We start from the raw sequence: 12,262 nt of genomic DNA on the forward strand, positions 1-12,262 counted from the left end.
TGTTCCTTTAAATTAGTGGTGTGTATTATTGTTGTCTTCTATTTCAGCTATCTGGTGCTGAATTAATTCGATAGCGGGATCATCTGGGCACTCATTAATAAAGTACTGCAAATCATCACGCGCCATTTTTGGGCAATCTAGCTGATTAAGTAAATAGCCGCGGTCACGACGCTCATAAGGGTCATCACCAAGTAATTCCATCAGCATATCAACACAATGCAATGCATGACCAAATTTACTTTCGCTGATGAACGACCATTTTTGCTGTGCTAGATACAGCTTATAAAGCTCTTCTTCAAAAATCAGTTCAAGCGGTTCTTGCTCATCGCCATTTTCTTCACAGGCATTCTCAGGTGTTATATACCAGCTCTGCTGACCTGTGCTTGGCTCAATTAAATAGCCCTCTTCATCACTCATCCCAACGTGAACGTGCACGTCTCCCTGACTAAGTGTGACCGTGGCATCAAGTTCAGCATGCTGTAATAAATGACAAAGTAAAATTGCCAGCGTGGTTTGCGTGCCACTGCGCATAGTAATGGTATAGCTAAAGCTATTTAACGTGTACTCTGGCACTTTTAAGCTTGATGAGCTAAACAGCCATTGCTGATAAAAGGTATCAAGTAACTTATCGAGACGCTCATGTGGCTCTTTTAATTCGGCGCAAAGAGCTGTTACCGTATTTTCAAGCTCATTAAGGGTGTCATAACAGGCTGTTAAATCAGCTTGTTGATCCCACTTTAATTCAGCGTCGATACAACGATAAAGCACTTTAGAAGAAAATGCGTCAAAGGCCTCATCTTGATAGGATTCATTTTGATCTTCAAACCAAGGGGTGGTCATTTATACTGCTACATCTCTTTCAAAAACGAACAGCTAGTTTACCTACTTTTGCTTTAAGTTACCAATACTGAGCCTTGAGATATAAAAAAGCGGTACGACAGCCAATGCAATCAAATACCGCTCAGAGATTTGTTATAAAAGAAGTGCTGTTTTTGCAGATGCTAAATAACCAATTGCTAATAAAATAAGCGTAGTAATCGCAAGTAATACAAGCTTCGCGCTATTTGCACTTTGCTTAGCGGCAACCACACCGAGTACAATATAAGTAACCACTAAGATTATCTTTTCTAATAACCAAGATTGTTCAAGCGGGTTAAAACCGGCCATTACAATTAATGCCACTGCAGAAATAAGTAATAAGGTGTCGATACTGTGGCTGCCGATAAACACTACTTTGTTTTTTGCCAGAACGCCCGTCTTTAAGCGAGAGAAAGAACGAACGTAGAATAAGATAATACTCAACACGGCAAATAACATGTGAGTATGTTTTACTGCTAAATAATCCATATGCCCCTAATTTTATTTTAATTAATCTGGATAACGTACAAGTACGTCTTCTATTTCTTTAATTCGCTGATTAAACACATCAATCAACTTTGGATCAAATTGTTTACCCTGTTGCGCATTAATTTCTTTTACTACATCGTCAAGTGACCACGGCTCTTTATAACAACGCTTATGGCGCAGTGCATCAAACACATCAGCTAAAGCCACGATGCGACCTGCAATAGGGATGTCTTCGCCTTTCAACCCTTTCGGGTAGCCTGAACCATCCCAACGCTCATGGTGTGACAACGCAATCACTGCGCCAGTATTAACAATGTCACGATTGGAGTCTTTTAAAATTAAATGACCTTTTTCAGCATGAAGTTGCATGATAGCCCACTCTTCATCGGTCAATGGCCCCGGCTTATTTAATATAGCGTCGGGAATACCCACTTTACCCACATCATGCAATGGCGCAGCTAAGCGAATAAGCTCTGCTTCGCGTTTTGATAGACCATAGCCCATGGCAAGTTCATAACAAATGTGCGACACGCGCTTTACATGGTTACCTGTTTCAGTTGAACGTTGCTCTAACGCTTCACTGAGCCTAAATACTAACTCTTGTTGTGTTGCTTCGATTTCAGATTGTAACTGTACATTTTCATACGCCAGCTGCACATTTTGCGAAAAGATTTCAATCAAGTGACGCTGAGTGTCGGTTAAATGCTTAGGGATACCTGAAATAAACAACATGGAATTATGATTATATTCACTACTGCAATAGGCAAATAAATAGTTCTCACGATAAACAATGGTTTTTTCATGTAAGGCTTGCTGACAGGCTTGAAGCTGATCGTGACTTAACACCTCTTCAATCGCCTTGCCTTCACTGCGTTCAAACTCACCTCGGCCCGAAAACACCACTAGCTTCTTTTGGTTATCTTGTGGGTTACTCGCAACTAAACTGGTTGCATACATGGCCTGATCAACGGTTCCTAATAATGAGGTAAGTTGTTGCATCACCCCTTCAATAAAGCTTTCAAGAGAATGAGTCGAAAAAATGTCTCGCGATGCTTTAATAATTTTTTCAAGGCCTTGACGAGATTGTTCTATCGACAAAATATCACGATATGAACGCAAGCTCGACATCACTACTGTGAACAGTTTTTGTGCTGTCAATTCAGTTTTTGATTTGTAGTCATTAATATCGTAATTAACGATGACCTGACGCTCTGGTGCTTGCCCAGGCTGACCAGTGCGAAGAATGATACGAATATGATTATTTTTTGCGGTTTCGCGAATAAACTTAGCGACTTTGAGGCCTGCATCGTCGGTTTCCATAACCACATCGAGTAGTACGATAGCCGCATCTGGATGCTGTTGAATAACCTGCTTAGCTTCTTCACCCGAATAGGCGCTAATAAACTCTAAACGTTTATCTTGAAATTCAAAGTCACTCAACGCAAGCTTTGTTACGGCATGTACTTCTGGCTCGTCATCAACGACGATGACTTTCCAACTACCCTGAACCACCTCATTAACTTCGTCAAGTGCTTCATCCGAAAACAAAAAATCATCCATTCTATGGGATCCTCAAAGGCTATGTACGCACAGTGCGCTTTATTGTTATTTAGGCCATTGTGCTAACGTTACACGGTCATTACCGCCAAGATCTTTAATTGTAAGTATATGGCTATACGACATTTGTGCAAAAAATTCTTGTACCTTCACACTTTGTTTGTAGCCATGTTCAATTAAAAGATAGCCATTTGTTGCTAAATAGTCACGTGCGATAGTAATAATTTGTTTAATATCAGCCATACCGTCGTCATCTGCAACTAATGCTGAGAGCGGTTCAAAGCGAACATCACCTTGGCTTAAGTGCTCATCATCATGTTCAATATACGGTGGGTTGCTAACAATTAGGTCAAACTTTTGTGTACTTACTGCACTAAACCAATTGCTTAACGCAAAAGTGGCGTTGTTAATATTGAGTCGTTGTTTGTTCTCTTCGGCAAGCTCAACTGCATCAGCCACTCTATCAACCCCTGTCACCTGCCAATTAGGCATTTCACTGGCTAATGCCAAGGCAATTGCCCCTGTGCCAGTGCCTAAGTCAAGCACGTTTGCAGCAGAAGGAAGCTCAAGGCCTAAAGCATATTCAACTAATGTTTCGGTATCAGGTCTTGGGATCAGAGTTGTTGGATTAACCTTTAAAGGAAGGCTCCAAAATTCACGAAAACCAACAATGTGAGCAACTGGTTCACCATTTAAACGGCGCTGACATGCTTGTTCAAAATCAAGTTGTTGCTGTTCGGTAAGTTGTTTTTCGGGCCAGGTAAATAAGTAGCTACGAGGTTTATCAAGAATAGACAATAACAGGACTTGTGCGTCTAACTTAGCACTGTCGCTGCTAGGCGTTAACAACGCCGTTGCAGCAACAATTGCTTGTTCAATGCATTGTGGCACGATTATTCATCGCCCATCGCGGCAAGTAAGTCAGCTTGGTGTTCTTGCATTAGAGGTTCGATAACACTTCCTAAATCACCAGCAACCACTTCATTCAAACGATAAAGTGTTAAATTAATACGGTGATCGGTAATACGACCTTGCGGGTAGTTATAAGTACGAATACGCTCAGAACGGTCACCGCTACCTACTAGGTTACGACGTTCTGATGCTTCCGCCGCTTGACGCTTTTCATCTTCAGCTTGTTGTAAGCGTGCGCCAAGTACAGACATCGCTTTGGCACGGTTTTTATGCTGTGAACGCTCATCCTGACACTCTACAACCACACCCGTTGGAATGTGTGTAATACGGATTGCTGAGTCAGTTTTATTTACGTGCTGACCACCGGCACCCGAAGCACGGAAGGTATCCACTTTAATATCAGCAGGGTTAATTTCAATTGCTTCCGCTTCAGGAATTTCTGCCATAACAGCTACCGTACACGCTGAGGTATGAACACGGCCTTGCGATTCTGTCTCTGGAACACGTTGTACACGGTGCGCACCTGATTCAAACTTAAGCTGACCATACACGCCTTCACCAGAGATATGCGCAATGACTTCTTTATAACCGCCGTGCTCACCTTCGTTAGTACTTACTACCTCTACTTTCCACTTTTTAGTTTCAGCGTAGCGGCTGTACATACGGAATAAGTCACCTGCGAAGATAGCAGCTTCATCACCACCAGTACCGGCACGAACCTCTAAATAGACGTTATTATTGTCTTTAGGGTCTTTTGGTAGCATTAGAATTTGGATTTCATCTTCTAATGCAATAATTTGTGCTTTTGCTTCTTTGTATTCTTCTTGCGCCATTTCACGCATATCAGGATCAGAGTCTTTTAACATTTCTTCTGCTGTAGCAACATCATCTTGGGCTTGTTGGTAAGCTAAAAATGCTTTTACGATCTCTTCTAATTCTGAGTATTCTTTAGATAAGGCACGAAAGCGATTTTGGTCGCTGATCACAGAGGGGTCGCTTAGTAGCGCTTGCACTTCCTCATAACGCTCAACTAAGGTTTCTAATTTTCTATAAACAGACTCTTTCATTTAACGACTATTCCTGATCAATACCTAACATTTTCTTTAATTGGCTTAACTCCGCTGCTTCACCTTTTTTAGCAGCATCTTGAATGGCACGGGTAGGTGCGTGCATCAAGCGGTTGGTCAGTTTGTTTGCCAACTCGAGTATTACTTTTTCTGCCTCTTTACCTGCTTGTAGCTGGCCAAGGGCTTTTTCGACAAGTTCTGACTTTATATCTTGTACATCGTTGCGATAATGGCGAATAAGATCCACCGAATCGAGTGAACGCAACCACATAGCAAATTCATCGGTACGTGAGCGAATAATAGCTTGCGCTTGCTCCGCAGCCTGCTCACGGGCGGCGATATTCTCGCTTACTATGGCTTGTAAGTCATCAACTGAATACAAATAGGCAGCATCTAATTCGCCTACTTGGCTTTCGATATCACGCGGTACCGCAATATCGATAAATAACATTGGTTTGTGGCGACGCTTTTTCAACGCCTGCTCTACCACCCCTTTACCGATAATAGGCAAGGTACTGGCGGTTGAACTAATAACAATATCGGCGTCGTGTAAACGCTCTGGTAACTGGGCAAGTGCAATCACATCCGCGTTAACCTCACTGGCTAAGGTTTTAGCGCGTTCAATAGTTCGGTTTGCCACCGTTATTTTTTGCGGATCGTTTTGGTATAAGTGCTTAGCAACGAGTTCAATCGTTTCACCTGCACCAATTAGCAGCACATTGGTTTTATCTAGTTTGCCGTAAATATGTTTCGCAAGATTAACCGCGGCATAAGCAACAGATACAGCACTGGCACCGATGTCAGTTTCGGTACGAACTTGTTTTGCCACTGAAAATGTTTTTTGAAACAAACGGTCAAAAGTTACACCAATGGCATCGTGAGTTTTTGCATTATGGTAGGCTTGTTTTATTTGCCCTAAAATTTGCGGCTCACCGAGTACTAACGAATCTAGACCACAAGACACTCGCATTAAATGATTAATCGCTTCGTGATCTTCATGATAATAGATATTATTGCTCAGTTCATGTTCATCCAATCCATGGAAACTGGCTAACCAGTGCAACAGGGTTTGGGAATTACGCTCAGCAAGGCTACAATAGATTTCAGTTCGGTTGCAGGTCGAAACAATAACCGCTTCATTAAAATGCGCATGACCACTTAATTGCTGTAACGCCTCAGACATTTGCTCAGGCGAAAACGCGACTTTTTCGCGTAATTCTACGGATGCGGTTTTGTGATTTATACCAAGTGCTACGATGGTCATATGTACCAAATATTGCTAAGCCCAGCTGTAAAGGCATTAATTTTACCAAAAATCAGCGGAATATGGAAAGTAAGGAACGACATTTGATTAAACAATATTTGATTTTATTCATGTTTTTTTTATTTATCGGCGGTTGTGCGCAAAAAATTTCAACACTTGATTACATTTATCCTGACTGGAAAAGCCGATTAGAACAACAAGCACAGTGGCAAGTACAAGGCAAAATGGCATTTATTAGTACAGAGCAACGTCAGTCAGCCAATTTAAATTGGCAACATGATGAGCAATACAGTGACATGGTACTTACCAGTTTTATTGGTACCCGTATTCTGTCTTTAAAACAAAATGCACAAGGTGCTGAACTTGAGTATGACGACAATGTATATACCGACCGTGATGCCTCAATGTTGTTATACCGTTTAACCGGCTTTTCAATCCCATTGGATAATGCCGCAAAGTGGCTAAAAGGCACCGTCGAGAGCGACCAAGCCAGCTATGATGAGCAAGGCCGTTTAAAAAGTCTTATCTGGCAAGCACACAATGGTCAACAGTGGCAAATAACCTATTCAGACTACATCAAACAAGATGGTTATTGGCTTCCTGTTAAGCTAAGCCTTAAAAACAATAAAATTCGTATTAAAATTCAACTTAATGATTGGCAGTTAAATTAATCATGACACACGCTTCAACCGCCCCGCTAACTCTAATAGCACCTGCAAAACTTAATTTATTTCTTCATATAAATGGTCGCCGTGAAGATGGCTACCATGAACTCGAAACCTTATTTACCTTTTTAGAGTTTGGTGATGACTTAACATTTACGGTTAGTAACGAGCCAAATATTACAGTAACCGGTGATACAAACGGTATTGAGCTTGCAGATAACCTTATATATAAAGCAGCCCGTTTATTACAACAGCACTGTGATTGCCAAAAAGGCGCTTCAATAAAGTTATTAAAACGTTTGCCTATGGGCGGTGGTGTTGGCGGCGGCTCATCTGATGCCGCCACTACTCTACTTGCTCTTAATAAATTATGGGGCTGTGATTTATCACTTACAGAATTAGCTCAGCTTGGGGTGAAATTAGGCGCTGATGTACCGGTATTTATAAATGGTCACACTGCTATTGCGCATGGGATTGGCGAGCAACTAGAAAATATTGAATTACCGCAAAGTTGGTTCTGTGTGGTGCATCCAGGGCAGCATGTGAGCACCGCAAAAATTTTTACTCACCCAGATTTAAAGCGCGACACACCTAAGCTAAAAGCAGACTGGCAAACAGAAAATTTAAGCAATGATTGTGAGGCTTTAGTTAAAAAGCTCTGCCCCGAGGTTGAAAAAGCCCTGCAGTGGTTGCTAAAATACGCCCCGTCAAAGATGACTGGTACAGGCGCTTGCTGCTTTGCTGAGTTTTCAACCGAGGCACAAGCACAACAAGTTTTAGCTCAATTACCAGAAAAATGGACAGGTTTTGTTGCAAGTAGTGCTACACTTTCTCCTGCTCATACAGCATTAAATGCTCACTTTGAAATGAAGTAACGTACAAGTAAATGTTAACCTGCTTTGGTGCCTACCATAGCCTGTTAGTCCCAAAATTCAGTGCCTGAGGAACCCTACCGTGCCTGACATGAAGCTCTTCGCTGGTAACGCAACACCTGAGCTAGCTCAAAAAGTTGCAAAACGTTTGTATATTGAATTAGGCGATGCTGTTGTTGGCCGTTTTAGTGACGGTGAGATCAGTGTTCAAATTAATGAAAATGTTCGTGGCTCTGACGTTTTCATTGTCCAATCAACCTGTAACCCTACTAACGATAACTTAATGGAGCTTATCGTTATGGTTGATGCCCTACGTCGTGCGTCTGCTGGACGTATTACTGCCGTTATCCCTTACTTTGGTTATTCACGTCAAGACCGCCGCGTGCGCTCTGCGCGTGTACCAATTACAGCTAAAGTAGTTGCAGATTTCCTTTCAAGTGTTGGTGTAGACCGTGTTCTAACGGTTGATTTACACGCTGAACAAATCCAAGGTTTCTTCGACGTACCAGTTGATAACGTATTTGGTAGCCCAGTACTACTTGAAGATATGAAAGAACGCGACTTCGAAGACGTAGTTGTTGTTTCTCCTGATATCGGTGGTGTTGTTCGAGCTCGTGCAATCGCTAAGCTATTAAACGACACAGACCTTGCTATTATCGACAAGCGTCGTCCACAAGCAAACGTTTCACAAGTAATGCACATTATTGGTGACGTTGAAGGTCGTGACTGTATCATCGTTGATGACATGATCGATACCGGTGGCACTTTATGTAAAGCAGCAGCAGCGCTTAAAGAACACGGTGCAAAACGCGTATTTGCTTACGCTACTCACCCAGTACTTTCAGGTAATGCAGCTGAGAACATTCGTAACTCAGTCATTGACGAAGTTATCGTAACTGACTCAATCACACTATCTGATGAGCTTAAAGCAATTGATAAAATCAAAGTGCTTACACTTGCAGATATGCTTGCTGAAACAATCCGTCGTATCAGCAACGAAGAATCTATTTCAGCGATGTTTGAACACTAATCAACATTACTGCAATACTAATAAAAGCACCGCTTAGGTGCTTTTTTTGTAGTCGTTATTTATTTTCCCTGAAAGGGGTGGTATGATAGCGCGCCTTTTGGCTGGGGACCTTGGTCGCAAAGGCCCTAAGACTATTAATTATTGGAGACATTATGTCAACTTACACATACAATGCAGAATTACGTACAGAAACAGGTACTGGTGCGAGCCGCCGCCTACGCCGTGAAGATAAAGTTCCTGCAATCCTTTACGGTGCTGACAAAGAAGCTGCATCAATCGTTCTTGCACACAAAGATATGATCAAAGCGCAAGAAGACGAAGGTTTCTACACGCACATCCTTACTTTAAACATCGGTGGCGAGTCAGTTGAAGCTATCCTTAAAGATATTCAACGTCACCCGTACAAGCCTAAGATCACTCACTTAGACTTCCAACGTGTAGATGCTACTCACAAACTTCACACTAAAGTGCCTGTACACTTCATCGGTGAAGAGAAAGTAACTAAAGCTGGTAACACTGTTGTTCACCAATTAACTGAAATCGAAATCACGTGTCTTCCTAAAGCACTTCCTGAGTTCGTTGAAGTTAACGTTTCAGACTTAGTAGCTGGTGATTCAATCCACCTTTCTGACCTTAAACTTCCTTCAGGTGTTTCATCTGTTGAGCTAACTAAAGGCGCTGATCACGATCAGTCAGTTGTTACTGTTAAAGCTAACAAAGCAGCTCCAGCTGAAGAAGAAGCTTCAGAAGACGCTGCAGAATAATTTTTAAGGTGTAAACACCTTGAATTCTATTCAAATGCTTGTGGGCCTGGCTAATCCAGGCCCCGAATACGCAAACACACGCCATAATGCAGGTGCTTGGTTCATCGAAGAACTGGCTGCACGTTATAACTGCACACTCAAACATGATCCTAAATATCACGGCCTCACCGGCAAAGTGATTATTCAAGGCCAAGAATTTAAATTACTGATCCCTACAACTTATATGAATTTAAGTGGTAAGGCGGTGAGTAGTCTCGCTAATTTCTTTAAAATCCCTGTTGAGAACATTCTCGTTGCTCATGACGAAATGGACTTAGATCCTGGGATTGCAAAACTTAAAAAAGGTGGCGGCCACGGCGGTCACAATGGTTTAAAAGATATTATTGCGAAAATGGCAAACCAAAAAGATTTCATGCGCCTTCGCATTGGCATTGGTCATCCAGGTCACCGAGAAATGGTAACAGGCTGGGTGCTAGGTAAAGCCGCGAAAGACGATCAAGAAAAAATGGACGCCGCCGTTGACGAAGCAGTTCGTTGTATGGAAATACTTGCAAAAGATGGTGTGTTAAAAGCACAAAACAGACTACATTCATTTAAACCTTAATCCGTTTTAATGAAATTACACAAGGTATCTTACTATGGGTTTTAAATGTGGCATCGTTGGTTTGCCAAACGTTGGTAAATCAACTCTATTTAATGCACTAACTAAAGCGGGTATTGAAGCCGCTAACTTCCCTTTCTGTACCATTGAGCCTAACACGGGTGTGGTACCGGTTCCTGATGCGCGCTTGAATGATTTAGCCGCTATCGTAAATCCTCAGCGTATTTTACCAACGACGATGGAATTCGTTGATATTGCCGGTCTAGTAAAAGGCGCATCGAAAGGTGAAGGTTTAGGTAACCAATTCTTAGCAAACATTCGTGAAACAGATGCGATTGGTCACGTTGTTCGTTGTTTTGAAGACGAAAACATTGTTCACGTTGCTGGCACAATTGACCCTGCTGATGATATCGATGTAATTAACACTGAATTAGTACTTGCTGATATGGACAGTGCTGATAAAGCGATTGTTCGTAATGCTAAAAAAGCTAAAGGCGGCGACAAAGACGCTAAAGAGCAAAATGCTGTTTTAGAAAAAGTAAAAGTACACTTAGATGAAGGTTTAACGTTACGTTCTTTAGAACTAACAAAAGAAGAAAAAGCAGCGATTAAGCCGCTTAATTTCTTAACAATCAAACCTACCATGTATATTGCTAACGTGGCAGAGGATGGTTTTGAAAATAACCCTTACCTAGACAAAGTACGTGAAATTGCTGCTGCAGAAGATGCGGTTGTTATTCCAGTATGTGCAGCGATTGAATCTGAGTTATCTGAACTTGAAGAAGAAGATAAACTAGAATTTATGGCTGACCTAGGTTTAGAAGAGCCAGGTCTTAACTTAGTGATCCGTGGTGGTTACGAGTTACTTAAATTACAAACCTACTTCACTGCTGGCGTTAAAGAAGTACGTGCATGGACAATCCCAGTAGGTGCTACTGCACCACAAGCTGCTGGTAAAATCCACACTGACTTTGAGCGTGGCTTTATTCGTGCACAAACTATCGCATTTGACGACTACATTGCGTTTAAAGGCGAAAGCGGTGCTAAAGAAGCGGGTAAGATGCGTCAAGAAGGTAAAGAATACATCGTTAAAGACGGCGATGTGATGAACTTCTTATTTAACGTATAAGCATATTTGCTCATTCGATTATTAAAGGCTCGTTATTACGAGCCTTTTTTATTGCCTAAATATTACTAACCCTTCCCTAAATCATCAAAGCATGGTGGTTAATACTTCTGCAGCCTTACCTCTGCTTGTTCTTTTTAGTGATGTACGGTGTTATTTATGCTTAACAGTGAATCGTCGTCGAAAGCAAATGAGTGATAACAACAGTTAATTAGAGGGGATTTCAAAGCTCGCTAGCAATTTTGTGACCTATTGACTGCTCGATTAGCAAATTGTGGGGATTTTAAAAGTAAAAATAAGCCCCCTTAGTGACAAAATAGCCTATATAAATTCATTCGCTTTCACTTTTTTATGTTTAAATCACCTAAAAGATCACGCTAACTAATTTTGAAACTTGATTTTTGTATGAAAATCAAGCAACTTTAAATGTACGTTTTAAAACTCTTACTATGCGTTTGGGAATTAAACCCATAAATTGCAGTCAAAAAAACAGCAATTTAAATGAAATTTCGCCACTTAGCTTAATTTTAATGCAAACAAACACTGATAAGCATTTTTTTGCAAAAAAGGTGTTGACGGATTTAGGTCATATCAGCATAATACGCCCCGCACTCAGCGATGAAGTGCTAACAAAAAAGATGGCTAAGTAGCTCAGTTGGTTAGAGCACATCACTCATAATGATGGGGTCACAGGTTCAAATCCCGTCTTAGCCACCATTCTTTTTGTTGCTCAATGAAGAGTTTAAAATAACTACCAGTACTTTAAGTACGAATGATGCGGGAGTGGCGGAATTGGCCGACGTCTTGATTAAGACGCTGGATTTAGGTTCCCTTACTACGAACGCAAAAGGTATGCGGGAGTGGCGGAATTGGTAGACGCGCTGGATTTAGGTTCCAGTAACTTCGGTTGTGAGAGTTCAAGTCTCTCCTTCCGCACCATGTTCTTGATAAGAACTCAAACTATCAACTTATTCTTTGTTGGGATATCGCCAAGCGGTAAGGCAGCAGGTTTTGATCCTGCCATTCCCAGGTTCAAATCCTGGTATCCCAGCCACTT

The 12,262-nt window shown here is 41.5% G+C and carries 12 protein-coding genes and 3 tRNA genes; 9 read left to right on the top strand and 6 right to left on the bottom strand.

Annotation, left to right across the window (positions count from 1 at the left end):
- Positions 1 to 12: 12 nt before the first annotated feature.
- The 6 genes from ISP07_RS01095 to hemA all read right to left on the bottom strand — a co-directional run bounded on the left by ISP07_RS01095 (position 13) and on the right by hemA (position 6,147).
- Positions 13 to 840, bottom strand: a complete 828-nt coding sequence (locus tag ISP07_RS01095; protein ID WP_054551644.1) for a tetratricopeptide repeat protein — start codon at positions 838 to 840, stop codon at positions 13 to 15.
- Positions 841 to 972: 132 nt separating this feature from the next.
- On the bottom strand, positions 973 to 1,347 hold the full coding sequence (locus ISP07_RS01100; RefSeq protein ID WP_209326530.1) for a SirB2 family protein: 375 nt from the start codon (positions 1,345 to 1,347) through the stop codon (positions 973 to 975).
- A 21-nt stretch (positions 1,348 to 1,368) separates the two neighbouring features.
- Positions 1,369 to 2,907, bottom strand: coding sequence for a response regulator (locus tag ISP07_RS01105; protein ID WP_209326531.1), 1,539 nt, complete (start codon positions 2,905 to 2,907; stop codon positions 1,369 to 1,371).
- A 45-nt stretch (positions 2,908 to 2,952) separates the two neighbouring features.
- Positions 2,953 to 3,795 (bottom strand): peptide chain release factor N(5)-glutamine methyltransferase, encoded by an 843-nt coding sequence (prmC, locus tag ISP07_RS01110; protein WP_209326532.1) that lies wholly within the window; start codon positions 3,793 to 3,795, stop codon positions 2,953 to 2,955.
- 2 nt (positions 3,796 to 3,797) lie between these two features.
- Positions 3,798 to 4,883: a peptide chain release factor 1 gene (gene prfA / locus ISP07_RS01115; protein WP_054551648.1), complete on the bottom strand. Its 1,086-nt coding sequence runs from the start codon at positions 4,881 to 4,883 to the stop codon at positions 3,798 to 3,800.
- A 7-nt stretch (positions 4,884 to 4,890) separates the two neighbouring features.
- Positions 4,891 to 6,147, bottom strand: a complete 1,257-nt coding sequence (gene hemA, locus ISP07_RS01120) for a glutamyl-tRNA reductase (protein WP_209326533.1) — start codon at positions 6,145 to 6,147, stop codon at positions 4,891 to 4,893.
- A gap of 83 nt (positions 6,148 to 6,230) precedes the next feature.
- On the opposite strand from hemA, the gene lolB reads away from it, so the two are divergent.
- The 9 genes from lolB (at position 6,231) to ISP07_RS01165 (ending at position 12,259) form a co-directional block, all read left to right on the top strand.
- The gene (lolB, locus tag ISP07_RS01125; RefSeq protein ID WP_209326534.1) at positions 6,231 to 6,818 is read left to right on the top strand and encodes a lipoprotein insertase outer membrane protein LolB; all 588 of its coding nucleotides are present in this window, start codon (positions 6,231 to 6,233) and stop codon (positions 6,816 to 6,818) included.
- Between the two features lie 2 nt (positions 6,819 to 6,820).
- Positions 6,821 to 7,687 (top strand): 4-(cytidine 5'-diphospho)-2-C-methyl-D-erythritol kinase, encoded by an 867-nt coding sequence (gene ispE, locus ISP07_RS01130; RefSeq protein WP_209326535.1) that lies wholly within the window; start codon positions 6,821 to 6,823, stop codon positions 7,685 to 7,687.
- A 79-nt stretch (positions 7,688 to 7,766) separates the two neighbouring features.
- Positions 7,767 to 8,714: a ribose-phosphate pyrophosphokinase gene (locus ISP07_RS01135; protein ID WP_209326536.1), complete on the top strand. Its 948-nt coding sequence runs from the start codon at positions 7,767 to 7,769 to the stop codon at positions 8,712 to 8,714.
- A 152-nt stretch (positions 8,715 to 8,866) separates the two neighbouring features.
- Positions 8,867 to 9,478 carry a 50S ribosomal protein L25/general stress protein Ctc gene (locus tag ISP07_RS01140; protein ID WP_054551653.1) on the top strand — a complete coding sequence of 204 codons (612 nt, stop codon included), beginning with the start codon at positions 8,867 to 8,869 and terminating at the stop codon, positions 9,476 to 9,478.
- 19 nt (positions 9,479 to 9,497) lie between these two features.
- Positions 9,498 to 10,082, top strand: a complete 585-nt coding sequence (gene pth / locus ISP07_RS01145; protein ID WP_082389177.1) for an aminoacyl-tRNA hydrolase — start codon at positions 9,498 to 9,500, stop codon at positions 10,080 to 10,082.
- Between the two features lie 34 nt (positions 10,083 to 10,116).
- Positions 10,117 to 11,208 carry a redox-regulated ATPase YchF gene (gene ychF, locus ISP07_RS01150; RefSeq protein ID WP_054551655.1) on the top strand — a complete coding sequence of 364 codons (1,092 nt, stop codon included), beginning with the start codon at positions 10,117 to 10,119 and terminating at the stop codon, positions 11,206 to 11,208.
- 637 nt (positions 11,209 to 11,845) lie between these two features.
- Positions 11,846 to 11,922: transfer RNA gene (locus ISP07_RS01155), tRNA-Met, on the top strand.
- A 137-nt stretch (positions 11,923 to 12,059) separates the two neighbouring features.
- Positions 12,060 to 12,144: transfer RNA gene (locus ISP07_RS01160), tRNA-Leu, on the top strand.
- A 40-nt stretch (positions 12,145 to 12,184) separates the two neighbouring features.
- Positions 12,185 to 12,259, top strand: a tRNA-Gln gene (locus ISP07_RS01165).
- The last annotated feature ends 3 nt before the right edge of the window (positions 12,260 to 12,262 follow it).

It is taken from the genome of Pseudoalteromonas sp. PA2MD11, assembly GCF_017808125.1.
Lineage (GTDB): Bacteria > Pseudomonadota > Gammaproteobacteria > Enterobacterales > Alteromonadaceae > Pseudoalteromonas > Pseudoalteromonas simplex.